A 23952-nucleotide genomic window follows, 5' to 3' on the forward strand; every position below is an offset into this window, starting at 1 on the left:
TCCCCCTGCCGCTATCCCTCCAGGAACCCCACCAGTGCGTTGGCCAGCAGGAACGGGTCGTCGGCGCCGCACAGTTCGCGGGCGCTGTGCATGGAGAGGATGGCCGCGCCGATGTCGACGGTCCGGATGCCGTGCCGGGCCGCGGTGATCGGGCCGATCGTGGTGCCGCAGGGCATGGAGTTGTTCGAGACGAAGGTCTGGAAGGGAACCCCGGCCCGCTCGCAGGCGGCGGCGAAGACCGCGCGGCCCGAACCGTCGGTCGCGTAGCGGTTGTTGACGTTGACCTTGAGGATCGGGCCGCCGTTGAGGCGGGGGTGGTGCGTCGGGTCGTGCCGCTCCGCGTAGTTGGGGTGCACGGCGTGACCGGTGTCGGAGGAGAGACAGACGGTGCCCGCGAAGGCTCTCGCCCGGTCCTCGTACGACCCGCCGCGCGCCAGCACCGAGCGCTCCAGCACGCTGCCGAGCAGGGGTCCGTCCGCGCCGGTGTCGGACTGCGAGCCGGTCTCCTCGTGGTCGAAGGCGGCGAGGACGGGGATGCCGGGCAGCTCCGGACCGGTGTTCGTCGCGACGGCCGCCAGGGCCGCCGTACCGGCGTGCACGGACAGCAGGTTGTCCATCCGGGGGCCGGCCAGCAGCTCCTGGTCGCGGCCCAGGTAGGCGGGCGCCTCGACGGCGTAGGTCATCAGGTCCCAGCCGGTCACCGAGCCGGCCGGCAGGCCCGACTCCTGCTCCAGGAAGGCGATCAGGTCGCCGTCGCGGACATCGTCGCCCAGGCCCCAGACCGGCTGGAGGTGGCGCTGCTTGTCGAGCTTGAGGCCCTCGCTGCTGACCGAACGGTCCAGGTGGATGGCGAGCTGGGGGACCCGCAGCAGCGGCCGGTTCACGTCGACGAGCCGGGTGGAGCCGTCACGCAGGCTGAGCCGGCCGGCCAGGCCCAGGTCCCGGTCGAGCCAGGAGTTCATGAGCGGTCCGCCGTAGATCTCCACGGCGACCTGGCGGAAGCCGTGCGCCCCGCTGTCCGGGCGGGGCTTGACCCGCAGGTTCGGGGAGTCGGTGTGGGCGCCGACGATCCGGAACGGCGTGTGGGGCGCGGCGCCCTCCGGGACGTACCAGGCGATGATCGCGCCGCCGCGCAGCACGTACTTGCCACCGGACGTGCCGTCCCAGGTGTCCGTCTCGGCGACCTGCCGGAAACCGGCCTTCTCCAGCCGCTCGCCGGCGTTCGCCACGGCGTGGTACGGCGTGGGGCTCGCCGCGAGGAAGGACGTCAGGTCGTCGGTGTGGCCGCGATCGAAGCGGACGGGTTCGCTCATGTTGTTCACCTTAACGACGTACGGTGGCCCGCCCCCCGAAGAGGGAGCGGGCCACCGTGGGCGACCGGAAGGGCCGGAACGGTCAGAAAGCGGCCTCGTCCAGCTCCATCAGGTCGAGGTCGACGTCGGCCGCGATCCTGCGGGCCAGGGTGACGCCCGGCAGCACGTTGGCCGCGAAGAACTTCGCAGCCGCGATCTTGCCGGTGTAGAAGGGCACGTCCTTGGAAGACGCAGCCTTGCCGGACGCCGTCTCCAGCTTCTCGGCGGCGATCGCGGCGCCCTTGAGCAGCAGGTAGCCGACGATCACGTCACCGGAGGCGAGCAGCAGGCGGGAGGTGTTGAGGCCCACCTTGTAGATGTTCTTGACGTCCTGCTCGGTGGCCGCGAGGTCGGTCAGCATCAGGCCGACGATCGCCTCCAGCTCGACGGCCGCCTTCGCGAGGTGCTCGCGGGCGCCCGCCAGGTCCTCGCCGCCGGTGCCCAGCGCCAGGAACTTCTTGATGTCCTCGGCGAGGGAGTTCAGCGCCGCGCCCTGGTTGCGGACGATCTTCCGGAAGAAGAAGTCCTGGCCCTGGATCGCCGTGGTGCCCTCGTACAGGGTGTCGATCTTGGCGTCCCGGATGTACTGCTCGATCGGGTACTCCTGGAGGAAGCCCGAGCCGCCGAAGGTCTGCAGCGACTGGGCGAGCTGCTCGTAGCCCTTCTCGGAGCCGTAGCCCTTGACGATCGGCAGGAGCAGGTCGTTCAGCGCGTGCTCGGCCTTCGGGTCCTCGCCGTTCGCCTCCTTGACGGCGATCGCGTCCTGGACGGAGGCGGTGTAGAGGACCAGGGCGCGCATGCCCTCGGCGTACGCCTTCTGCGTGATCAGCGAGCGGCGGACGTCCGGGTGGTGGGTGATGGTGACCTTGGGCGCGGTCTTGTCCAGGAAGTTCGCGAGGTCCGGACCCTGGACGCGCTCCTTGGCGTACTCCAGGGCGTTCAGGTAGCCGGTCGAGAGCGTCGAGATGGCCTTCGTGCCGACCATCATCCGGGCGAACTCGATGATCCGGAACATCTGGCGGATGCCCTCGTGCTTGTCGCCGATCAGCCAGCCCTTGGCCGGGTGACGGTCGCCGAAGGTCATCTCGCAGGTGTTGGAGGCCTTCAGGCCCATCTTGTGCTCGACGTTGGTGGCGTAGACGCCGTTGCGCTGGCCCAGCTCGCCGGACTCCCCGTCGAACAGGTACTTGGGCACGAGGAAGAGGGAGAGGCCCTTGGTGCCGGGGCCGGCACCCTCCGGCCGCGCCAGCACGTAGTGGAGGATGTTCTCCTCCATGTCGTGCTCACCGGAGGTGATGAAGCGCTTCACGCCCTCGATGTGCCAGGAACCGTCCTCCTGCCGGACCGCCCTGGTACGGCCGGCGCCGACGTCCGAACCCGCGTCGGGCTCGGTGAGCACCATGGTCGAACCCCAGGTCCGGTCCACCGCGAGCTGCGCCCACTTCTTCTGCTCCTCGGTGCCCTCCTCGAAGAGGATGCGGGCGAACGCCGGGCCGGAGGAGTACATCCACACGGCCGGGTTGGCGCCGAGCACCAGCTCCGCGTACGCCCAGATCAGCGACGGCGGGGCGGTGGTGCCGCCGATCTCCTCGGGCAGGCCGAGACGCCAGTACTCGGAGTCCATGAAGGCCTTGTAGCTCTTCTTGAAGGACGCCGGGACCGGGGCGGTGTTGGTCTCCGGGTCGAAGACCGGCGGGTTGCGGTCGGCGTCGGCGAAGGACTCCGCCAGCTCGTTCTCGGCGAGGCGGGTCAGCTCGGCCAGGACGCTCTTCGCGGTGTCGGTGTCCATCTCGGCGAACGGGCCGGTGCCGTAGAGCTTGTCGCGCCCGAGCACTTCGAACAGGTTGAATTCGATGTCGCGGAGGTTGGACTTGTAGTGCCCCATGGTGACGACTCCGTATCCGGATCGGCGAGGCACTGGATCCTCGCGCAAGCTTTCACATACCAACGAGTGGTTCCGATGATGCTACCCGTCGGTAATAAGACGCAACCCCCCCTGGGCGAAGTGTGAGAAGGGTCTACCTTCTCGCGGACGCCGCGTGTCTCGGTAGGCTTGCGCGCATGTATGGATACGGCCAGCCCATGGACGGGAGCGCCGCTCAGCAGCAGTACGCCTCGCCGCAGCAGCAGATGGCCGGCGGACTCGGCGGATACGGCCAGCAGGCGCCGCTCTACCCCGAGCCGTCCCCGCCCTCGCTCGCCGACGCGGTGCGTGCCTTCACCACCGGTCAGGTGACCGCCGAGGACTTCCAGCAGGTCTTCGCCACGTCCAAGGTGTACTGCCCGCGCGGCGACAACCCCGGGTTCCTGGCGCTGCACAACACACAGCAGCCGGTGATCCCGATGTTCACCTCGCTGAAGGAGCTGCGCCGGTACGCGGGCAAGGAGTCCAAGTACTTCGTCATCACGGGCTCGGAGGTGATCGACCTGCTCCCGACCGGCTACGGCTTCGTCCTGGACATGGAGGGCGAGCACCGGATGGTCTTCGACGCGAAGGCGGTCGAGCAGATGGTCGAGTTCGCGATGCGCCGGATGTACGGCTAGACGCCACAGTGCGGGGCACGATCCGACGACATGCCCGTCCCGCCCCGTCTCCCCGGGACGCGTGTCCCGTACGGCTGGAAGTGTGCAGGTCCGTCAGACAGCGGACGCGGCACACCGACGGGGGCCCGGCATGGCGGCGACACGGAACGTCCTGATCACGGGCGGCTCGGCGGGGATCGGGCGGGCCTGCGTGCAGCGGTTCGCCCGTGCCGGGGACCATGTCTGGTTCACCTACCACTCGGGGCGGGACCGCGCGGCCGGCCTGGTCGCGGAGCTCGCGGACACCTGCCGCCACCCGGCGCGGGCCTTCGAGTTCCGCCAGGGCGAGTGGCCCGACCACGAGCGGCTGGTCGCGGAACTGCCCGGACCGGTCGACGTCCTCGTCAACAACGCCGCGGTCGGCTCCAAGACCGTCGAGCACTACGTCCCCGGCGCCGGCCACACCCAGGACGCGGCGTTCCTCCAGATCAACGCCGTCGGACCGCTCTGGCTCAGCGAGCAGCTGGTGCCGGGCATGCGGGCGCGCGGCGGCGGCACGATCGTCAACGTGGCCAGTGTCGGCGGGGGCGTCGCGCAGTTCCCCGGCTTCCGGATCGCGGACGGCATGAGCAAGGCCGCGCTCGCCTATCTCACCCGGCACATGGCCGCCGAACTGGTCCACGACCGCGTCGACGTGGTCGCCGTCTGCCCCGGCGCCGTCGAGACCCCCATGTTCGAGGCGAGCACCCTGGCCGGTCTCACCCCCGCCCGCCGCTCCGACCTGGAGTCCGCGCTGCCGCGCGGCCGGCTGATCCAGCCGGAGGAGATCGCGGAACTGGTGTGGTGGCTGGCCGGCCCCGGCGCGGGGCTGCTGCACGGCGCGGTGATCGACGCGTCGATGGGCCTCGGGGTACGCCCCGGACTGCTGGGCGGCCTGGCGGAGACCGCCGGAGCCGACCGGTGACCCCGGCGCCCCGCACCCCGCGGATCTCCCGTCAGGCGGCCCGGCTGGTCGCCGGTTCGCCGGCCATCGCCGAGGCGCACTTCCGGGCGGAGGCGCTGCCGTACCACCCGCGGCTGCGTCCCGACGGCTGGCTCAACCTCGGCACCGCGGAGAACCGGCTCGTCCAGGATCTGCACACCGGGCCGCCGCCCCGCCCCCTGACGGCGCGCGACACCCGTTACGCGCCCCTGTACGGCACCCCGGAGCTGCGCGGCCACCTCGCACGGCACCTCGCCGGCCTGGCCGGCGGGCCGGTCGACCCCGAGGACCTGGTCGTGGTGGCCGGGGCGACCGCGGCGCTCGACGTGGCGGCCACGGCGCTGTGCGACCCGGGCGAGGCGATCGTGGTGCCCACCCCCTGCTACGGCGCCTTCGACACGGACCTCGGGGGCCGCTCCGGCGCCCGGCTGCTGCCCGCCCCGCCGGACCCGGAGGACGGCCACGCCCTCTGCGTACGGTCCGTGGACCGGACGCTGGCCGAGGCGCGGCGCGACGGGGTGGCGGTACGGGCCGTGGCGCTGGCGTCCCCGGGCAACCCGACCGGGCAGGTCCACTCGGCCGCGGAACTGCGGGAGCTGGCCGAGGTGGCGGCCCGGCACGGCGTGGACGTCGTGGCGGACGAGATCTACGCGGGCTCGGTGTTCGGTCCGCGGCCCTTCACCAGTCTGCGGACCGTCGCCGCCGAACCCGCCCGCGTCCACACCGTGTGGGGCTTCGCCAAGGACTTCGGGCTGCCCGGGTTCAAGGCGGGCGTCCTGCACACCACGGACCCCCGGATCCGGGCCGCCGCCCGCGCGCTCGCCTACTTCGCGCCCGTCTCCACCCACACCCAGACCCACCTGACCGGCCTGCTCGCCGACCCCGCCCGGGTACGCGCCTTCCTGGCCGAGAACCGCCGCCGCCTCGGCGCCTCCCACGCCCGCGCCGCCGCCCTGCTCGACGCCTTCGGCATCCCCTACGTCCCCGCACGGGCGGGCTGCTCGGTCTGGGCGGACCTCGCGGCCTGGCTGCCCCGTCCCGGCTTCGCCGGTGAACGCGCGCTGTGGCGGGAGATCCTCGACCGCACCCACGTCAGCATCCTGCCCGGCGAGGCCTTCCACGCGCCCCGCCCCGGCTGGTTCCGCGTCTGCCACTCGCTCGACGCGGCCCTCGTGGAGGAGGCCCTGACCCGGCTCGGCCGGCTGCTCACCCCGAAGGGAGCACCCCATGTCGACGCACGACACCGCCCGGCCGCACCCGCCGGGCCCGCTCGACCGCTGGTATGAGCAGGCGGGCGTACGCACCGGGGTGCGCCGGATGTTCCACGAGGAGACCGAACGCGGCAGGGTCTTCTTCCCGGCCGCGCTCGTGCCCTGCGCCGGTCACGAGGCGGTGCGGCAGCTGGAGCCCGAGCGGGTGCGCGAGCTGACCGTGCGCCACCTCTACCAGTTCCTGCTGTCGACGACCCATCTGGAGACCCGGGTCGTCAACACCGCCGCCGAGGCGGTGGCGAACGGCAGGACCGGGCTCGACCTGCCCGCCGCCCTGCGCCCGGACGCCTTCAAGGTCTACTGCGACGAGGGCTACCACGCCCTGTACAGCCTCGACCTGGCCGAGCAGATCGCCGCCGTGACCGGTATCGCGGTACCGGACGAGGACTACGGCGGGTTCGTCGACCGTCTGCGGGCGGCGGCGCACCGCGCGCTTCCCGGCGCGCCCGTCCTCGCCGGCCTTCTGCAGGCGGTGGTCTTCGAGACGCTGATCACGGCCGTCCTGAACGAGGTGCCGGGCGACCCGTCCGTCGTCCGTGTGGTGCGCGACCTGCTGCGCGACCATGCCCGGGACGAGGGCCGGCACCACCGTTTCTTCTCGGCGCTCTTCCGGGAGCTGTGGACCCAGCTGTCCGCCGCCGACCGGAGCAGGGCCGCCCATGCCCTGCCCGAGCTGATCCGCACCGCTCTGACCTGGGATCTCGCCCCCGTCCGTGCCTCGCTACGGCTGGCGGGCCTGGACCCGGACACCGCCCGCCGGGTCGCCGGCGAGTGCTGCGCGGCCGGCCCCGACCCGCACCGCCTGAACGCCACCGCCCGCTCGACCCTCCGACTCTGCGCGGCCGTCGGCGTCTTCGAACTGCCGGGCGCACGCGAGCACTTCGCCGCCCACGGCCTCGGCGACGGCAGCGAGGAGACGGCATGAGGGCGGACGGTGCGGGGCGAGGCACCGCGCATCAGGCCACCACCCCGACCGCGGCCCTCACCTACGGCGCCTACCTGCGGCTGCCGCAGCTGCTCGGCCAGCAGGTGCCGCGGACCGCGGCCTACGACGAGCAGCTGTTCATCACCGTCCACCAGGTGCACGAACTGTGGTTCAAGCAGCTGCTGGTCGAGCTGACGGACGCCCGGGACCGGATGCTGGCCGGTGACAGCGCGACGGCGGTACGGCGGCTGCGCCGCTGCCGTGAGATCGAGCGGGCCCTGCTCTCGGCGCTGGAGCTGCTGGACACCATGGCGCCGCACGACTTCCAGGCGTTCCGCGGCGCGCTGGGGTCGGCCAGCGGTGCCCAGTCCGCGCAGTTCCACGAGGTCGAGGCGGTCTCGGCCGGCCGGGGCCGGACCCGTGCGATGGGCTGGCTGACCGACGCCGAGCGGGCCCGGCTGGACCGGAGGCTGCTGGAGCCGACGCTGTGGGACGGGTTCCTCGCGGTGCTGACGGGCATCCCGCGGGCCGGTCGGGCCGCCGCCCTTCGAGGGGAGGGGCCCTACGGCGAACTGGCGCACGCGCTGCTCGGCCACGACGAGGGGTGGGCGCTCTGGCGGGACCGGCACGTCCTCGTCGTGGAGCGGCAGATCGGCGGCGGCCGGGGCACGGCGGGCAGCTCGGGTGCCGCCTATCTGCGGGTGCGGAGCGCCGAACGGTTCTTTCCGGAGCTGTGGGAGGCTCGGGGCGCCGTGCTGTGATCCCCTGATGCGCCTGCTGTGAGCGGGGCGATGCCCGGAGGGAATGTCCTCCGGGCTTTCTCCGTTAGGGGTGGCAGAAAGTTCAACGCTCAACTAAAGTGGGCGCACAAGGAGGAGCCAACATGCCTGCAGTGACCGTCGAGAACCCGTTGACCCTGCCCCGGGTGGCCGCGTCGGCCGACGCCGTGTCCATCGACGGCATCTTCGACCACCAGGACAGCCAGGGCGGCGGCGGCACCATCACCAACGGCGACACCCAGTGGATGACGGCGGGCTCCGGCCTCCTCCACATCGAGGCCCCGCCGGAGTCCCTGGTCGTGTCCGGCGGTCTCTTCCACGGCCTCCAGCTGTGGGTGAACCTCCCGGCCAAGGACAAGATGATGGCTCCGAGGTACCAGGACATCCGCGGCGGGCAGGTGCAGCTGCTGGCCTCCCCCGACGGCGGTGCGCTGCTGCGCGTCATCGCGGGCGAGCTGGACGGCCACGCCGGCCCCGGCATCACCCACACCCCGATCACGATGATCCACGCGACGCTCGCTCCGGGCGCCGAGGTCACGCTGCCCTGGCGCGAGGACTTCAACGGCCTGGCGTACGTCCTGGCGGGCAAGGGCTCCGTCGGCACCGAGCGCCGCCCGATCCACCTCGGCCAGACGGCGGTCTTCGGCAGCGGCTCCTCCCTCACCGTCCGCGCGGACGAGAAGCAGGACTCGCACACGCCGGACCTGGAGGTCGTGCTGCTCGGCGGACAGCCGATCCGTGAGCCGATGGCCCACTACGGCCCGTTCGTCATGAACACCCAGGCCGAACTCCAGCAGGCCTTCGAGGACTTCCAGAAGGGCCGCCTGGGCACGATCCCGGCCGTCCACGGCATGACGGAAGCCGGCCCGCAGGAGTGACCGACGGCCTCTGGCCCTCGACCTCGCCTGCTCACCGACCGATTCGGGCGGTGGGTGGGCAGGGGTTTCGGGGGGGCCAGGGGGCGGAGCCCCGTGGTACGGCGCGCGGGGTGCCGGTTCACCCGGCAGGGGGTGTACGGCAGGGCATGCGTCGGCCTCGCGTGGTCCGCTGGACGCGTGCAGCTGCTGCCCGAGACCGTGCGCCGTTTCGCCGCGTGGTGTGCGGTGCTGCTGCTGGCCGCGGGGGTGGGGTACGTCGGTGTCCGGCTCTGTTCGGAGTTCCGCACCGCGGTGACCCCGGTGCTGCTCGCCCTGCTCGGCACCGCCCTGCTCGGGCCGCTGTACCGGCGCCTTGTACAGGTCGGCGTACACCGGTCCGTCGCCGCCGGACTCACCTGCGTCGCCGTCGTCGGCGTCGTCGGCGGCGCCGTCTACATCGTCGTCGCCGCGCTCGTGGACACCGGCGACGAGATCGTCTCCTCGCTCAGGGACGCGGCGAAGTCGCTGGCCCGGCACTTCGGGGCCGCCGGGACCTCCCTCGACGACCTGGCCGGCAACGCCAAGGACCTGCTCGCCAAGTTCGGCGGGACCGCCGCCTCCAACGTCATCAGCGGCGTGAGCGTCGTCGGCGAGGGCATCGCCATGGCCGTGCTCGCGCTGCTGCTCGTCTTCTTCTTCCTGCGCGACTCCCACCTGGTCGTCGACGCCCTGCGGGCCGTCGCGCCCGGCTCCAGCGCCGACATGGTCGAGGCCATGGCCCGCCGCGCCTTCGAGGGCATCGAGGGGTTCATGCGCGGCACCACCCTCATCGCGTTCATCGACGCCGTCTGCATCACCGTCGGCCTGCTGATCCTGCGGGTACCGGGAGCCGTCGGACTGGGCGCCCTCGTCCTCGTCGGCGCCTACATCCCCTACCTCGGCGCCTTCCTCTCCGGCGCCGTCGCCGTCCTGGTCGCGCTCGCCGACCGCGGCTTCGTCATCGCGCTGTGGACACTGGGCGTCGTCCTCGCCGTACAGGTGCTGGAGGGGCATGTGCTGCAGCCCATGATCCAGAGCCGCACCATGCAGATGCACCCGGCGGTGGTGATGCTGGCGATCACCGCCGGAGCCTCCGTCGCCGGCATCCTGGGCATGCTGCTGGCCGTACCGCTCACCGCCGCCGCCTTCGGCGTCGTCCACGAGCTGCGCGCCCGGTACGCCACCGACTAGGGCTTGTCAGCCTCGTACAGCTCGAACCAGATGCTCTTGCCCTGCCCGCGCGGGTCGACGCCCCAGGCGTCCGCCAGGATCTCGATCAGGACCAGGCCACGCCCGGAGGAGGCCAGTTCACCGGGGCGGCGCTTGTGCGGGAGGTCGTCGCCGCCGTCCGTGACCTCGACCCGCAGACAGCGTTCCGGGGCCTGGCCGGAGACCTCGGCGAGCAGCAGCGCGTCCGCGTCGGTGTGGACGAGGACGTTCGTGAGCATCTCGGAGACCAGCAGCACCGCCGAGTCGACCTGGTCGGGCGAACCCCAGTCGTGCAGCAGCTCGCGCACGTGCTGGCGGGCCTCGGCGACCCGCTCGGGCTCGGCCTGGGCCACCGACAGCAGCGTGCGGCGGATCCACGGTCGTACGGCCAGGGGCTCCTCGCCGCGGCCGGTGCCCGGCCGGGACAGCAGCAGGACCGCTATGTCGTCCTCGCGGCGGTCGGCCAGCGGCCCGGTGGTGTGGTGGGAGGAGGGGCCGTGCACGGCCTGGACCAGGCCGTCGGCCAGTTTCTCCAGGTCGCCGTCGTGCTCCTCCATGATCGCGCGGATCCGCTGCCAGCCGCTCTCGATGTCGTGGCCGCCGGTCTCGATCAGACCGTCGGTGCAGATCATCATGGTCTCGCCGGGTTCCAGGGCGAACCGCGTCGTCGGATAGTCGGCGTCCGGGTCGATGCCGAGCGGCAGCCCGCCCGCCGTCGGCCGCCGCAGCACCGTGCCGTCGGTCATCCGGATCGTCGGGTCGAGATGGCCCGCACGGGCGATCTCCAGTACCCCGGTCGCCGGATCCGCCTCGACGTACAGGCAGGTCGCGAAGCGCAGGTCGGTCTCGGCCGCGTCATAGGTGATCCCGTGCAGGAAGCGGGAGGCCCGGGTGAGCACCGCGTCCGGGCGGTGGCCCTCGGAGGCGTACGCGCGCAGCGCGATCCGCAGCTGGCCCATCAGGCCCGCGGCCCGTACGTCATGGCCCTGGACGTCGCCGATGACCAGGGCGTGCCGCCCGGAGGGCAGCGGGATGATGTCGTACCAGTCGCCGCCCACCTGGAGCCCGCCGCCGGTCGGTATGTACCGGGCGGCCACGTCCATGCCGGGTATCTCGGGGCCCAGCGCCGGCAGCATGGAGCGCTGGAGCCCGTCCGTCAGCTCCCGCTCCGAGTCGGCGATCCCGGCCCGGGACAGGGCCTGCGCCAGCATCCGGGCCACCGTGGTGAGCACGGACCGTTCGTCGGGGGTGAACGACACCGGGTAGGCGAAGCCCGCCATCCAGGCGCCCATGGTCCGTCCGGCCACCGTCAGCGGCAGGAAGGCCCAGGACCGCCGCCCGAAGCGCTCGGCGAGCGGCCAGGTCACCGGGTAGCGGGACTGGTACTGCTCGGCGGAGGAGAGGTAGACGGCCCGGCCGGTCCGCACCACCTCGGCCGCCGGGTAGTCGGTGTCCAGCGGCATGCTGGTGAAGGGGCTGTCCTCGTCGATCTGCTGGCCGTGGTGGCCGATCATCATCAGCCGGTCGCCCTTGACCCCGAAGACGGCCAGTCCGTCCGGGGAGAACCCGGGCATCGACAGCCCCCCGGCGACCCGCAGCACCTCCTCGGTGGACCGCGCCTCGGCCAGCGCCCGGCCCGCGTCCAGCAGGAACGCCTCCCGGGAGCGCCGCCAGTCACCGGTGACCGGGTGCTGGGCGGCGGTGCCGGGGGACGGCTCGGTGACCTCCTGGAGGGTGCCGGTCACCCGGTACACGCGCTCCTCGGAGTCGTACACCGGCCGGAAGCGGCTGCGTACGGTACGGATCAGCCGGCCCCGTTCGTCCATGACCCGCAGCCGCACCTCCGCGAGGGTGCCCTCGACCGCGGCCAGCCGGGTGATGCTGGTGTTCTCGTTCCAGTCCACGGGGTGGAAACGGGACCGGACCAGGGCCTCCGAAAGGACGGACGCCTCGGGCGGCAGCCCGAGCAGCCGGGCCGCCTCCGCGTCCGCGGTGACCAGCCCGGTGGCGGTGTCCCAGTGCCACAGCCCGGTCGCGAGGGCGACGAGCACGTCCTCCACGGCGGGCAGGGGCTCGCCAGTTCGCATTGCCCCACTTTAAGAAGATGAGATCGCAGAGTGCCACTGTTTCAGGGCCGCATTAATGGTGGGGAGCCGATCTTTGGGTGCCCGGTACCCTTGATGGGTCCGGGCACCATGACCCGGTGCCGGTCGAGGAGAGCACCTCGGCAGACCACGAAGAAGAGGAACACCCGACGATGCATCGGTACAGGTCCCACACCTGCGGCCAGCTCCGCGCCTCTGACGTCGGCACCGACGTCCGGCTGAGCGGCTGGCTGCACAATCGGCGCGACCTGGGCGGCATCCTCTTCATCGATCTGCGCGACCACTACGGCATCACGCAGCTCGTCGCCCGCCCCGGCACCGCGGCGTACGAGGCCCTGGACAAGCTCTCCAAGGAGTCCACGGTCCGTGTCGACGGCCGCGTTGTTTCACGTGGAACCGAGAACATCAACGCCGACCTGCCCACCGGCGAGGTCGAGGTCGAGGTGAGCGAGGTCGAGCTGCTCGGCGCGGCCGCCCCGCTGCCGTTCACGATCAACACCGAGGACGGGGTCAACGAGGAGCGGCGCCTGGAGTACCGCTTCCTGGACCTGCGCCGCGAGCGCATGCACCGCAACATCCTGCTGCGTACCGCCGTGGTCTCGGCCATCCGCCACAAGATGGTCGCCCTCGGCTTCAACGAGATGGCCACCCCGATCCTCACCGCGACCTCCCCCGAGGGCGCCCGTGACTTCGTGGTGCCGTCCCGCCTGAACCCGGGCAAGTTCTACGCGCTGCCGCAGGCTCCGCAGCAGTTCAAGCAGCTGCTGATGATCTCCGGCTTCGACCGCTACTTCCAGATCGCGCCCTGCTTCCGCGACGAGGACGCCCGCGCCGACCGCTCGCCCGGCGAGTTCTACCAGCTCGACGTCGAGATGAGCTTCGTCGAGCAGGAGGACGTCTTCCGGCCCATCGAGCAGCTGATGACCGAGCTCTTCGAGGAGTTCGGGGGCGGCCGTCATGTGACGTCCCCCTTCCCGCGGATCCCGTTCCGCGAGGCGATGCTGAAGTACGGCTCCGACAAGCCGGACCTCCGCGCCCAGCTGGAGCTCGTCGACATCACCGACATCTTCGAGGGCTCGGAGTTCAAGGCCTTCGCCGGCAAGCACGTGCGCGCGCTCCCGGTGCCGGACGTCTCCGCGCAGCCCCGCAAGTTCTTCGACCAGCTCGGCGACTTCGCCGTCTCGCAGGGCGCCAAGGGCCTGGCCTGGGTCCGCGTCGCCGAGGACGGTTCGCTCTCCGGCCCGATCGCCAAGTTCCTCACCGAGGAGAACGTCGCCGAGCTCACCAAGCGGCTCCAGCTGGCCGCCGGGCACGCCGTGTTCTTCGGCGCCGGTGAGTTCGACGAGGTCTCCAAGATCATGGGCGCGGTCCGGGTCGAGGCCGCCAAGCGCGCCGGGCACTTCGAGGAGAACGTCTTCCGGTTCTGCTGGATCGTCGACTTCCCGATGTTCGAGAAGGACGAGGACACCGGGAAGATCGACTTCTCGCACAACCCGTTCTCCATGCCCCAGGGCGGCATGGAGGCCCTGGAGACCCAGGACCCGCTGGACATCCTCGCCTGGCAGTACGACATCGTCTGCAACGGCGTCGAGCTGTCCTCCGGCGCCATCCGGAACCACGAGCCCGACATCATGCTCAAGGCGTTCGGCATCGCGGGCTACGACGCGGAGACCGTCGAGCGCGAGTTCGCCGGCATGCTCCGCGCGTTCCGCTTCGGCGCCCCGCCGCACGGCGGTATCGCCCCCGGCGTGGACCGCATCGTGATGCTGCTCGCCGACGAGCCCAACATCCGCGAGACCATCGCCTTCCCGCTCAACGGCAACGCCCAGGACCTGATGATGGGCGCCCCGACCGAGCTGGAGGAGACCCGCCTGCGCGAGCTGAACATCTCCATCCGCAAGCCGCAGCCGAAGTAAGGCATACAGAAGCAGCACAGTCGAAGGAAAGGCTCGAAACCGGCGTCGGTTTCGAGCCTTTCGCTTGTGCACCGCGCATTCACAGCTCGCTCCGATGTTCCCACCGGTATCGCCTTGTCTACGGTCCCTGACCATGACAGACACCCACACCCCCACCTCCGAAGACGCTCAATCGCCCGAAGAGAGAAGGAAGTTGGCCCGCCGCACGGTCCTGGCGGCGAGCAGCGTGGCCGTGACCGCGGTGGGCGTCGGCAGCGCCTTCGCCGCGACCGACGGCACCACCGTCAGCAACGAGGACACCGCGGCGGCCTCGGCGTCGGCCTCGGAGGGCGCCTGCTACACGCTCACCTCCGAACTGGTCGAGGGCCCGTACTACATCGACGCCGACAAGCTCCGCCAGGACGTCACCGAGGACCAGGAGGGCATCCCCCTGCTGCTCACCCTCAAGGTGATCGACGCGGAGACCTGCAAGCCGCTCCGGAACGCGGCCGTGGACATCTGGCACTGCAACGCGTCGGGCATCTACTCGGGGTACGAGGAGATGGGCAGCGGCGGCGGTGGCACCCCGCCGACCGGCGAACCACCCACCGACGCGCCGACCGGCACCCCCACCGGCCCTCCGCCCGGCGGTGGCGGCGGCCACCAGGAGCCGACCGACGACACCCGCTACCTGCGCGGCACCTGGCACACGGACCGGCACGGGCACGTCACCTTCAGGACCGTCTTCCCCGGCTGGTACCAGGGCCGGTGCGTCCACATCCACGTCAAGGTGCACGTGGACGGCGAGTGGACGGACGCCGGGTACGAGGGCGGCCACACCTGCCACACGGGCCAGCTGTTCTTCGACGAGAAGTCGGTCCTGCTGTCGGCCGAGGTGGAGCCGTACGCGAGCAACACCACCACCCGCACCACGCTCGACGAGGACACCATCTACCCGGACAACGGGCACGCGGGCGGCCTGCTCTACCTGAAGTACGACCGCCACCACATCGCCCGCGGCGTCCGCGGCCGTCTGACGCTGGGCGTCGAGCCGGACGAGACCAACAACGGCTGACACCGCCAACCATGACAAGGCCGCCCGGGGCTCGGCAGGGAAGGCCCCGGGCGCCCTTGGCACAGCCGGCTGTCAGGTGTCGTACCGGCCGTCCCAGGGCTCGCCGAAGCCGAGGTGGTCCGGGTAGAGCTCGGCCCACCCCCCGTCCTCGTCGTCCTTCGCCACCAGCCCGAAGAACACGCCGTCGACGGTGAGCTGGAACGGGCGTATCGCGATGTCCGTGTAGGTCCGCCGCGGCAGGCTGCGCAGCATGCCCGCCAGGTGCGCGCGGGCTCGCGCCAGCACCGACTCGGCGCCGTCCGGATCGAGTTGCTGCTCGGCCCAGCTGCCCGCGCACCAGATCTGCGAGTCGCGGTAGTGTCCCTCGGCGTCGAAGAGATGCAGCACCGCGTAGAGCCGCTTCTGCTCCTCCCAGCCCTCGTCGAGCCGGAACCCCTCGGGGAACGCGTAGGTGACCGACGCCAGGAACTGTCCGCCGGTGTAGTGACCGATGGCCTCGGTACGGCCGTGGGGCTCGTAGGCGATCGGGATGAGCTCAGGTGCCATGGCGAAACCATACGGAGGTGTTGTGGACATGCGACAACGCGGGTACTGACCCGCCGATATGTTCACCTGATTCTGGCGAAAATGCCACGGCGTCCGCCACCGCGGCGACGGCAACCTTTCCGGTCTCCGTGACCACAGAGGAGTGAGGCCCGCGAGAGCGGGCCCGTCGCCCGTACTTCGGAAGTATGTAAGGACTCCTCCGTGGCCTCTGCCTCTCATCGCCGGTCCCTGCGCAAGCGCCGTACCCTCGTCGTCTCCGCCGCTGTCGTGGCCGCCGGCGTCGGTGCCGGTGCGCTCGTGCTGAGCGCCAACGCCACGTCGGCCCCCGACCTCTACCACCAGACGCTCGCCGCCAAGGACGGCTGGGCGTCGTCCGGTTCCGGTACGACCGGTGGCACCAAGGCCGACGCCGCGCACACCTTCACCGTCGCCACCCGCGCCCAGCTGGTGAAGGCGCTGGGCTCGGCGAGCGACACCACACCGCGCATCATCAAGGTCAAGGGCACCATCGACGCCAACACCGACGACAGCGGCAAGAAGCTGGCCTGCGCCGACTACGCGGCCGGCACGGGCTACTCGCTCAGCGCCTACCTGAAGGCGTTCGACCCGTCGACGTACGGCCGGTCCAAGCTGCCCTCCGGCACCCAGGAGAGGGCACGGGCCGCCGCGCAGAAGAAGCAGGCCGCGAACATCGTCTTCAAGGTGCCCGCCAACACCACGATCGTCGGCGTCCCCGGCACCAAGGCCGGCATCACCGGCGGCATGCTCCAGATCCAGAAGGTCGACAACGTCATCGTCCGCAACCTGACGTTCTCCGACACCGAGGACTGCTTCCCGCAGTGGGACCCGACCGACGGCGACAGCGGCAACTGGAACTCCGAGTACGACGCGGTCACCCTGCGCGGCGCCACCCACGTCTGGGCCGACCACAACACGTTCACCGACGCCGGGCACTTCGACAGCACCAACCCGAAGTACTACGGCCGTGAGTACCAGGTCCACGACGGCGAACTCGACATCACCAAGAGCTCGGACCTGGTGACCGCCGAGCACAACCAGTTCACCAGCCACGACAAGACGATGCTGATCGGCAGCAGCGACAGCGAGCCGAGCGGCAAGCTCCGCGTCACCCTCCACCACAACATCTGGAAGGGCATCGTCCAGCGCGCCCCGCTCACCCGCGTCGGCCAGGTGCACATCTACAACAACGTCTACGACGTCACGCCCCTCAACGGCTACGCGCTCCAGTACAGCATCAACTCGCGCGCCAAGGCCCAGGTCGTGGCCCAGAACAACTACTGGACCGTGCCCAGCTCCATCAAGACCTCCAAGCTCCTCAGCGGCGACGGCACCGGCTCGGTCGCGGGCAGCGGCAACCTCGTCAACGGCACCACCACCGACCTCGTCGCCGCCTACAACGCCGCGAACTCCAAGAAGATCAAGACGACGGTGAACTGGACCCCGACCCTGACGGCGGGCCTGGAGACCAACGCCAGGAACCTTCCGGCCGAGCTGGCGAAGACGGCGGGCGCGGGAGTGCTCACCGCGAGCTGAGATGCCGGGTGCCGGGGGAAGCGGCGCGCGTCATGGGTGAGGACGACGCTCGGGGTGCCGGCCGGCAGGGCGGCGACAGTGCCGTGGATACGGGTGCCGTACGCGAAGTCGAAGCCGCGCAGTTCGTCGATCCAGCTGGCCGGGTCCAGCGGCATGCGGACCTTGTTCTCCTGGAGCAGGGCATGGCTGGGCTGGAGCGGGAAGGGGTCCGTGCGGCCGGCCTCGGGCGAGGTGTCGCCCCACGGCGAAGGCCCGGCAGGAGCGTCCTCCTGCCGGGCCTTCGCCGTCGATGCCGCCGGTGCTACGCGGCGCTGCTCTCGCCGCCGAAGCGCTCCTTGTACGTCTCCAGGTCCTCGTCCGTGAGCTTGGCGAACAGGACCGGGGGCACGGTGAAGGGGGTGCCGGCCGGGACGGAGACCAGCGACCTCGCCTCGTCGGCGGTGACCCAGGCAGCGGTGTCGCCGGCCAGGGCGAACGCCTCGCGCATGGTCTTCGCCGTCGCCGGGATGAAGGGCTCCGAGACCACCGAGTAGAGGTGGATCAGGTTCATCGCGGTGCGGAGGGTGAGCGCCGCGCCGTCCTTGTTCGTCTTGATCTCCAGCCAGGGGGCCTTCTCCTCCAGGTAGGAGTTGCCGGCCGACCACAGGGCGCGCAGTGCGGCCGCGGCCTTGCGGAACTGCAGGGCCTCCATCTGCGCCTCGTACTCGGCGAGGAGCTCCGCGATCTGCTCGCCCAGCCTCGCCTCCGCCGCGCCGGGCTCGCCGCCGGCCGGGACGTCGTCGCCGAAGCGCTTCTTCGAGAACGACAGGACGCGGTTGACGAAGTTGCCCAGGGTGTCGGCCAGGTCCTTGTTCACCGTCGCCGTGAAGTGCTCCCAGGTGAAGGACGAGTCGTCCGACTCGGGGGCGTTGGCGATGAGGAAGTAGCGCCAGTAGTCGGCGGGGAGGATGTCGAGGGCCTGGTCGGTGAAGACGCCGCGCTTCTGCGAGGTGGAGAACTTGCCGCCGTAGTACGTCAGCCAGTTGAAGGCCTTGACGAAGTCGACCTTCTTCCACGGTTCGCGGACGCCGAGTTCGGTGGCGGGGAACATCACCGTGTGGAAGGGGACGTTGTCCTTCGCCATGAACTCCGTGTAGCGGACGCTGTCGTCCACGTCGTACCACCAGGACTTCCAGTCCCGGTTCTCCGGGTCCTGGTCCGACCACTCCTTCGTCGCGCCGATGTACTCGATCGGGGCGTCGAACCAGACGTAGAAGACCTTGCCCTCGGCCGCCAGCTCCGGCCAGGTGTCGGCCGGGACGGGTACGCCCCAGTCCAGGTCACGGGTGATCGCACGGTCGTGCAGGCCCTCGGTCAGCCACTTGCGGGCGATGGAGGAGGCCAGCTGCGGCCAGTCCGCCTCGTGGCGGGAGACCCACGCCTCGACCTCGTTCTGGAGCTTGGACTGGAGGAGGAAGAGGTGCTTGGTCTCGCGGATCTCCAGGTCCGTGGAGCCGGAGATCGCCGAACGCGGGTTGATCAGGTCGGTCGGGTCCAGGACGCGCGTGCAGTTCTCGCACTGGTCGCCGCGGGCCTTGTCGTAGCCGCAGTGCGGGCAGGTGCCCTCGACGTACCGGTCCGGGAGGAAACGGCCGTCGACCGGGGAGTACACCTGGCGGATCGCCCGCTCCTCGATGAAGCCGTTCTCGTTGAGGCGGCGGGCGAAGTGCTGGGTGATCTCGCGGTTCTCGGGGCTGGAGCTGCGGCCGAAGTAGTCGAACGCGAGCGCGAAGCCGTCGTAGACCGCCTTCTGGGCGTCGTGCGCCTGCGCGCAGAACGCGTCGACCGGGATGCCCTGCTCCTTCGCGGCGAGCTCGGCGGGGGTGCCGTGCTCGTCGGTCGCGCAGATGTAGAGGACGTCGTGGCCGCGCTGGCGGAGGTACCGGGAGTACACGTCCGCCGGGAGCATGGACCCCACCATGTTGCCCAGGTGCTTGATCCCGTTGATGTACGGAAGGGCGCTGGTGATGAGGTGTCGAGCCATCGGGGGCTGCTCCCAGGTCGGTCTGTTGCTGCTATTGCGAACCTTGAAATCGTAGCCGACATGTGTATGCCGCCCGCTTCCCGTTTTACGGGCTGAGAAGCGGGCGGCACGAGGGGGCTGGTGCGGGCCGGGGCGAGGGGTGCCCAGGGTGCCTACGGGCGCCAGTCGATCAGGAGGCCGTCGTAGAGCTCCGCGTCGGTGAGTTCCAGGGGGGTCGGGCCCGCGTGGAAGAAGGCCGTGTTGTCGGTCTTCAGCTTGCGGAGGTAGTCGAAGGCCTTGTTCTCGTGTTCGCCGAACGCGACGAAGGAGAAGAAGACCGAGGGGTGGGACTTCGCGGCGTCCGTGAGGGACTGGGTGGCGGGGGTCTTCGCGTCCGGGGCGCCGTCGGTCTGGAAGACGACGAGGGCGGGGGCGGCGCCGGTGCCGGCGCTGTGGTGCTTGTCGTAGTGGGCGAGTACGGCTTCCACGGCGGCGTGGTAGCTGGTGCGGCCCATGCGACCGAGGCCGGCGTGTGCGTCGTCGATCGCGTTCTCGGGGGAGGCCGGGGTGAGGTCGGTGGTGCCGTCGACCTCGGTGGAGAAGAAGACGACGTGGACGGAGGGGGTGCCGCCGTCCGGGGTGAGGCGGGTGGCGAGGGCGAGGGTCTGGTCGGCGAGGGCCGCGGCGGAGCCGTCCTTGTAGTACGGGCGCATGCTCGCGGAGCGGTCGAGGACGAGGTAGGTGACGGCGTGGGTGCCGGTGAGGCCGGCCTTGGCGAGCGCGGCCTCGGCTTCGCCGTCGGCCGGGGTGTTCCCACCCGCACCACCCGTGACGGTTTCGTGGTCGGGTGCGGGTGGCCCCTGTGGGGCGGACTCGCCGTCGGCGGCCGCGGCGACGAGCACCGGGGCAACGTCCTCGGCTACCACCTCGACCGCTTCGGGAGCGGCTTCGGCGGTGGTCACGGGGGTGGCTTCGGGAGTGGTCTCGGGGGTGGCTTCGGGAGTGGTCTCGGCAGTGTTCTCGGGGGTGGCCTCGGCAGTGGGTTCCGCGACGGCTTCGGCTGTCGGCTCCGGGGCGGTCTCGACCGTGACACCCGCTTCGGCCTCCGGCTCGACAGCCGGCTCGACAGCCGGCTCGACAGCCGGCTCGACAGCCGGCTCGGCGACCGGCTCGGTGACCGGCTCCGGCTCGGCTTCGGGTTCCGGCACCAGCTTGATCACCATCTCCGGCTCGGCCTCGGCGGCCGGTTCCGTCGTGGGCTCGGCCTCGACCTCGGCGGCGGGCTCGGCCACCGGCTCCGGGGTCACTTCAGCCACCGGCTCGACCTCGGCCACCGGCTCCGAAGCCGCCTCCTCGGTCACCTGTGCTGTCGGCTCCGCCTCGGCCGCCGTCACTTCAGCCTCGGCCGCCGGCTCGGCCTCGGCCTCGGGCGCAGCCGTCGTCGCCTCGATCTCGGCCTCGGCTTCCGCCACCGGCTCCGCCGTCACCTCGGCTTCGGGCGCAACCTCAGTGTCGGCCTCGGCCTCGGCCGCAGCCGTCGTCGCCTCGGCTTCCGCCACCGGCTCCGCCGTCTCGGCTTCGGGCGCCACCTCGGTGTCGGCCTCGGCCTCAGTCGTCGCCTCAGCCGTCGACTCGGCCTCAGCTTCAGCCTCGGCGTCGGCCTCGGCCGTGACCTCGGCTGTCGGCTCGGCCTCAGCTGCCACCTCGGTCTCGGCCTCGGGCTCAGCCGTCACCTCGGCCTTGGTCCCGGTCTCGGTCGTCGGCTCAGGTGCGGCCTCTGGAGTTGGCTCCGGGGTGATGGTCACCTCAGGTTCGATCAGGCGGGTTGCCTGCTTCGGGACCGTTACGTTGTCGAAAGCGGCTGAGACCAGATCGTGTTCGTCGGTCCCCGCCGGGCGGGGCTCCGGGACCGCGGCCGGGGATTCCGGTGCCGGGGTTTCCTGGGAGCCCGCCGCGGTCGGCGTGGACTGCGAGGGGAGCTGGTCCGCACCCTCTGCCTCGGCCGGGCGCGGCTTTCGCGACCTGCCGAATGCGTTCCGCAGGAGAGTGAGAATGCCCATGTGCGCAACCCTTCGCGTGAGTTGATACCCGTCAATCGCTGGCCAGGACGGACACGTAAGGTTAGCGGCCCCAGGTTGCGATCTTGGGGAGGGTCGATGACTCCTGTCGGGCGTACGGCGGTCGAGTCCCAGTCGGTCCCCAAGTGCCTCTCGGGTGCCTGTAGTTCATCTCCCGTTCGGTCGGCGGCTCATTGCGCGCACCGCCACCCCTTGTTGCCATGATCACGTCAAGGGTTGGCAAGGAGTGGGTAAAGTGCGCAAGCTGCTGCCGATCGTCCGGACGTCGGCCCACTCGCCGAGACCGACCTCTCCTCCAGGACGTGTTCCGGGTGCCGCGCGGTGGAGGCCAAGCTGCCGCTGCACGTCCGGACGTACGCATGCGACGCCTGCCACCTGGTCGTCGACCGGGACGACAACGCCACCCGCCCCCGCCGCAGGGCGGAGGCGGGGCGGGCGGGTGGCGCAACCCTGCCGCACCAGCGGCAGACGGAAACGAGCGACCGTACTCAAGCCGAAGCCCTCACGCTCCGGGCCGAACAGCCGGCCCGACGGGCCGGGGAAGATCGTGCGGCCGGCCGTCGTCAGCGTGTGGCGGAAGGACGGCCGCGACATCGGGGTGTGAGCGGGACAGCCGGTCAGTGGGGGGAGGCGATCGCCCTGGCCGCCGCCACCTCCTGGCGCAGCGGTTCCAGGACGCTGTCCGGTGGGCCCGTGAGGTCCGTGCGGACCGCGATCAGGGTCTCCGACCGGCGGACGCCCTCCGCCAGCTCGCGCAGTTGCAGGGCCACCTGACCGACCTCGGACCGGGCCGGGGGTGCCGCTCCGTGCCGTACCCGGACCCGGGCCGCCGTCGTCGCGTCGACGATGCGTTCCACGGCGACGACGAGGGGCCACCAGGCCGCCGCCCGGCGGCCGGTGGGCGGGGGTTCGGTCAGGGCGCGCTGGAACTCGGTGCGGATCACGGACAGGTCTCGGTAGAGGCGGCGGCGCATCCGGGCCCGGGCGGCGACGTCGGCGCCCTCCCGGAAGGCCAGCTCGACATAGGCCGCGGTGTCCGCCACCGCGTCGGCCAGCCGGTCGCCGACCCGGGTGCGCCAGCTCTCCGGCCAGAGCAGGTAGCCGGCGATCAGCGCGATCGCGCAGCCCATCAGGGAGTCGAGGAGGCGGGGGAGCAGAAGCGCCGTGCCCTGGTGGTTCAGGACGTCTGAGAGGAGCAGGATGACCGGGGTGATGGCGGCGGTCTGGAAGCCGTAGCCGCGGGGGGTCAGGGCCGGGACCAGCGGGGCCAGGACCATCATCACCGGTACGTCCCACCAGCCGCGCGGTACGACGGTGAGGACCGTTGCCGCTACGACCAGCCCGGCCACCGTGCCCACCGCGCGCAGCAGCGCCCGGGAGAAGACCGAGCCGAAGTCGGGCTTGAGGACGAAGGTGATGGTGAGGGCGACCCAGTAGGAGCGCGGGACCGGGACCAGCGAGACCAGGGCCTGGGCGATGCCGATGCACAGGGCGAGGCGGATGCCGTAGCGCCAGGAGTTGGCGGAGAGGACCACGTTGCGGGCGGCCCGCGCGGTGCGGATGCCGAGGGCGGCGGGGCGGCCCAGGCGGTCGTCGATGCCGCGCGGGTCGACGTCGGGGCTGGTGGCGACCTCGGCCAGGTGCCGCAGGGCGTGGTCGACGGCGCGGCCGGTCTCGTTGACCGGCGCGGGCAGGTCCAGCCCTGTCGGGCCGGTGCGGCCGGACTCGACGGCGTCGGCGATGCGCAGGACCGCCGCCGGGACCTCGGGCGGCAGCGGCTTTCCGGCGAGGCGGGCGAGCCGGACGGCGGGGGCGGCCTCCACCACCGGGGTGATCGCGTTCAACTGGGCGATCATGCGGGTGAGTTCGCGGCTGCGGCCGTGGTACCGGGCGCGCCGGGCCAGGACCAGGTCGTACGACTGGTTCAGCGACTCGGTGACGGTGCGCCGGGCGCGGTCGTACGTCTCGTCGTCGTCGGAGTCGCTGACGGACAGCAGGTCGGCGACGGTGCGGTAGGCGGCGGCGACCGCCGAGCGTTCCGGTACGCCCGAGCGCAGCGGCCAGGCCACCAGGGCGAGGAGCAGGACCAGCAGGCCGCCGCCCGTCATCAGCACGGGGGTGAGCCACCAGGCCCCGGGCAGCGGCAGGCCCGCGCCGATCACGGAGTTGAGCAGGAGGAGGAGGCCGGAGACGGAGGACACCGCGCCGATCGTCGAGATCATCCCGGAGAGCAGCGCGATGCCGGTGATGACGGCGACGGTCAGCCAGCCCTGGCCGTAGACGAGGGAGCCGGCGGTGACGCCGACGGCACCGAACAGCTGCGGGACCGCGATGTTGAGGATCCGCATCCGGTAGGCGTCGGCGGTGTCGCCGATGACCCCGGACAGCGCGCCCATGGAGGCCAGCGCCCCGTACGCGGGCTGTCCGACCGCCAGCCCGACGGCGAGCGGGAGGGCCATGCCGAGGGCGGCGCGGGCGAGGGCGGCCCAGTTGAGGGGGGCCGCCTGCTGCGGCCGGAGGTTCCTGACCAGCCAGTCGGGAGGAGTGAGGCCGATGGGGAACTCGCGGGACATGCGTCCATTATCGGGGGACGGTGTCCGGCGGAGCGCGATGCCCACGGCGAGGTCGTGGGCCGCTTCGGGGGCTGCCGCCCCCGGACCCCCGCATCGGCCTGAACGGCCTCGTCCTCAAACGCCGGACGGGCTGGGAGAGGGGGCGCTGACCGGCTTTCGTCCTCAGGCACAACCAGGCACACCAGGC

At 71.4% G+C, this 23952-nt stretch carries 17 protein-coding genes and 2 pseudogenes; 11 read left to right on the forward strand and 8 right to left on the reverse strand.

Going from position 1 to position 23952, the window contains the following annotated elements:
- Window positions 1-11: 11 nt before the first annotated feature.
- Together IEZ11_RS13430 and IEZ11_RS13435 are read right to left on the reverse strand one after the other, a co-directional pair.
- Window positions 12-1313, reverse strand: coding sequence for a M18 family aminopeptidase (locus IEZ11_RS13430; protein ID WP_189262917.1), 1302 nt, complete (start codon window positions 1311-1313; stop codon window positions 12-14).
- Window positions 1314-1395: 82 nt separating this feature from the next.
- Window positions 1396-3237, reverse strand: a complete 1842-nt coding sequence (locus IEZ11_RS13435; protein ID WP_189262918.1) for an acyl-CoA dehydrogenase — start codon at window positions 3235-3237, stop codon at window positions 1396-1398.
- 176 nt (window positions 3238-3413) lie between these two features.
- Here IEZ11_RS13435 and IEZ11_RS13440 point away from each other — a divergent pair, with 176 nt between their 5' ends.
- The 7 genes from IEZ11_RS13440 (at window position 3414) to IEZ11_RS13470 (ending at window position 9919) form a co-directional block, all read left to right on the forward strand.
- Window positions 3414-3896: an SseB family protein gene (locus IEZ11_RS13440; protein WP_189262919.1), complete on the forward strand. Its 483-nt coding sequence runs from the start codon at window positions 3414-3416 to the stop codon at window positions 3894-3896.
- 130 nt (window positions 3897-4026) lie between these two features.
- Window positions 4027-4839 carry an SDR family NAD(P)-dependent oxidoreductase gene (locus IEZ11_RS13445; RefSeq protein WP_189262920.1) on the forward strand — a complete coding sequence of 271 codons (813 nt, stop codon included), beginning with the start codon at window positions 4027-4029 and terminating at the stop codon, window positions 4837-4839.
- A complete protein-coding gene (locus tag IEZ11_RS13450; RefSeq protein ID WP_189262921.1) occupies window positions 4836-6143 on the forward strand; it encodes an aminotransferase class I/II-fold pyridoxal phosphate-dependent enzyme in 1308 nt (435 codons plus the stop codon). The genes IEZ11_RS13445 and IEZ11_RS13450 overlap by 4 nt, the downstream gene beginning before the upstream one ends.
- Window positions 6085-7053: a diiron oxygenase gene (locus IEZ11_RS13455; RefSeq protein ID WP_189262922.1), complete on the forward strand. Its 969-nt coding sequence runs from the start codon at window positions 6085-6087 to the stop codon at window positions 7051-7053. The genes IEZ11_RS13450 and IEZ11_RS13455 overlap by 59 nt, the downstream gene beginning before the upstream one ends.
- Window positions 7050-7814: a tryptophan 2,3-dioxygenase family protein gene (locus IEZ11_RS13460; protein ID WP_189262923.1), complete on the forward strand. Its 765-nt coding sequence runs from the start codon at window positions 7050-7052 to the stop codon at window positions 7812-7814. The genes IEZ11_RS13455 and IEZ11_RS13460 overlap by 4 nt, the downstream gene beginning before the upstream one ends.
- Before the next feature lie 122 nt (window positions 7815-7936).
- The gene (locus IEZ11_RS13465; protein ID WP_189262924.1) at window positions 7937-8710 is read left to right on the forward strand and encodes a pirin family protein; all 774 of its coding nucleotides are present in this window, start codon (window positions 7937-7939) and stop codon (window positions 8708-8710) included.
- 177 nt (window positions 8711-8887) lie between these two features.
- Window positions 8888-9919 carry an AI-2E family transporter gene (locus tag IEZ11_RS13470; RefSeq protein ID WP_189262925.1) on the forward strand — a complete coding sequence of 344 codons (1032 nt, stop codon included), beginning with the start codon at window positions 8888-8890 and terminating at the stop codon, window positions 9917-9919.
- Here IEZ11_RS13470 and IEZ11_RS13475 read toward each other — a convergent pair.
- Window positions 9916-12024, reverse strand: coding sequence for a SpoIIE family protein phosphatase (locus tag IEZ11_RS13475; RefSeq protein ID WP_189262926.1), 2109 nt, complete (start codon window positions 12022-12024; stop codon window positions 9916-9918). The two genes, IEZ11_RS13470 and IEZ11_RS13475, sit on opposite strands and share 4 nt — an antisense overlap.
- Before the next feature lie 170 nt (window positions 12025-12194).
- Between IEZ11_RS13475 and aspS the strand changes: the two genes are divergently transcribed.
- Together aspS and IEZ11_RS13485 are read left to right on the forward strand one after the other, a co-directional pair.
- On the forward strand, window positions 12195-13958 hold the full coding sequence (gene aspS, locus IEZ11_RS13480) for an aspartate--tRNA ligase (protein WP_189262927.1): 1764 nt from the start codon (window positions 12195-12197) through the stop codon (window positions 13956-13958).
- Between the two features lie 133 nt (window positions 13959-14091).
- A complete protein-coding gene (locus IEZ11_RS13485; protein WP_189262928.1) occupies window positions 14092-15012 on the forward strand; it encodes an intradiol ring-cleavage dioxygenase in 921 nt (306 codons plus the stop codon).
- A gap of 72 nt (window positions 15013-15084) precedes the next feature.
- Here the strand turns inward: IEZ11_RS13485 and IEZ11_RS13490 are convergent, their stop codons facing one another.
- Window positions 15085-15558, reverse strand: a complete 474-nt coding sequence (locus tag IEZ11_RS13490) for a hypothetical protein (protein WP_189262929.1) — start codon at window positions 15556-15558, stop codon at window positions 15085-15087.
- 201 nt (window positions 15559-15759) lie between these two features.
- Between IEZ11_RS13490 and IEZ11_RS13495 the strand changes: the two genes are divergently transcribed.
- Window positions 15760-17112: a pectate lyase family protein gene (locus tag IEZ11_RS13495; protein WP_189262930.1), complete on the forward strand. Its 1353-nt coding sequence runs from the start codon at window positions 15760-15762 to the stop codon at window positions 17110-17112.
- Between the two features lie 41 nt (window positions 17113-17153).
- On the opposite strand, the pseudogene IEZ11_RS51930 reads toward IEZ11_RS13495, so the two are convergent.
- The 3 genes and pseudogenes from IEZ11_RS51930 to IEZ11_RS13510 form a co-directional block, all read right to left on the reverse strand.
- Window positions 17154-17267 (reverse strand): annotated as a pseudogene (locus IEZ11_RS51930) (polysaccharide pyruvyl transferase family protein); the annotation flags it as partial.
- A gap of 146 nt (window positions 17268-17413) precedes the next feature.
- Window positions 17414-19135 carry a methionine--tRNA ligase gene (gene metG / locus IEZ11_RS13505; protein ID WP_189262931.1) on the reverse strand — a complete coding sequence of 574 codons (1722 nt, stop codon included), beginning with the start codon at window positions 19133-19135 and terminating at the stop codon, window positions 17414-17416.
- Between the two features lie 152 nt (window positions 19136-19287).
- Window positions 19288-21174, reverse strand: coding sequence for a VWA domain-containing protein (locus IEZ11_RS13510; protein WP_189262932.1), 1887 nt, complete (start codon window positions 21172-21174; stop codon window positions 19288-19290).
- A gap of 321 nt (window positions 21175-21495) precedes the next feature.
- On the opposite strand from IEZ11_RS13510, the pseudogene IEZ11_RS51935 reads away from it, so the two are divergent.
- Window positions 21496-21585, forward strand: a pseudogene (locus IEZ11_RS51935) (hypothetical protein); the annotation flags it as partial.
- A gap of 224 nt (window positions 21586-21809) precedes the next feature.
- Here the strand turns inward: IEZ11_RS51935 and IEZ11_RS13520 are convergent.
- Entirely contained in the window at window positions 21810-23765 is a 1956-nt protein-coding gene (locus tag IEZ11_RS13520; protein ID WP_189262933.1) for an FUSC family protein, read from the reverse strand.
- Window positions 23766-23952: the final 187 nt, after the last annotated feature.

Source organism: Streptomyces fuscichromogenes (genome assembly GCF_014645815.1).
Classification (GTDB): Bacteria; Actinomycetota; Actinomycetes; order Streptomycetales; family Streptomycetaceae; genus Streptomyces; species Streptomyces fuscichromogenes.

What these genes read in the sequence shown, in the direction of transcription:
- IEZ11_RS13430 (WP_189262917.1), bottom strand. Translation starts at nt 1,313, where the DNA reads ATGAGCGAACCCGTCCGCTTCGATCGCGGCCACACCGACGACCTGACG.
- IEZ11_RS13510 (WP_189262932.1), bottom strand. Translation starts at nt 21,174, where the DNA reads ATGGGCATTCTCACTCTCCTGCGGAACGCATTCGGCAGGTCGCGAAAG.
- IEZ11_RS13475 (WP_189262926.1), bottom strand. Translation starts at nt 12,024, where the DNA reads ATGCGAACTGGCGAGCCCCTGCCCGCCGTGGAGGACGTGCTCGTCGCC.
- IEZ11_RS13445 (WP_189262920.1), top strand. Translation starts at nt 4,027, where the DNA reads ATGGCGGCGACACGGAACGTCCTGATCACGGGCGGCTCGGCGGGGATC.
- IEZ11_RS13465 (WP_189262924.1), top strand. Translation starts at nt 7,937, where the DNA reads ATGCCTGCAGTGACCGTCGAGAACCCGTTGACCCTGCCCCGGGTGGCC.
- IEZ11_RS13455 (WP_189262922.1), top strand. Translation starts at nt 6,085, where the DNA reads ATGTCGACGCACGACACCGCCCGGCCGCACCCGCCGGGCCCGCTCGAC.
- IEZ11_RS13435 (WP_189262918.1), bottom strand. Translation starts at nt 3,237, where the DNA reads ATGGGGCACTACAAGTCCAACCTCCGCGACATCGAATTCAACCTGTTC.
- IEZ11_RS13460 (WP_189262923.1), top strand. Translation starts at nt 7,050, where the DNA reads ATGAGGGCGGACGGTGCGGGGCGAGGCACCGCGCATCAGGCCACCACC.
- aspS (WP_189262927.1), top strand. Translation starts at nt 12,195, where the DNA reads ATGCATCGGTACAGGTCCCACACCTGCGGCCAGCTCCGCGCCTCTGAC.
- IEZ11_RS13440 (WP_189262919.1), top strand. Translation starts at nt 3,414, where the DNA reads ATGTATGGATACGGCCAGCCCATGGACGGGAGCGCCGCTCAGCAGCAG.
- IEZ11_RS13490 (WP_189262929.1), bottom strand. Translation starts at nt 15,558, where the DNA reads ATGGCACCTGAGCTCATCCCGATCGCCTACGAGCCCCACGGCCGTACC.
- IEZ11_RS13485 (WP_189262928.1), top strand. Translation starts at nt 14,092, where the DNA reads ATGACAGACACCCACACCCCCACCTCCGAAGACGCTCAATCGCCCGAA.
- metG (WP_189262931.1), bottom strand. Translation starts at nt 19,135, where the DNA reads ATGGCTCGACACCTCATCACCAGCGCCCTTCCGTACATCAACGGGATC.
- IEZ11_RS13520 (WP_189262933.1), bottom strand. Translation starts at nt 23,765, where the DNA reads ATGTCCCGCGAGTTCCCCATCGGCCTCACTCCTCCCGACTGGCTGGTC.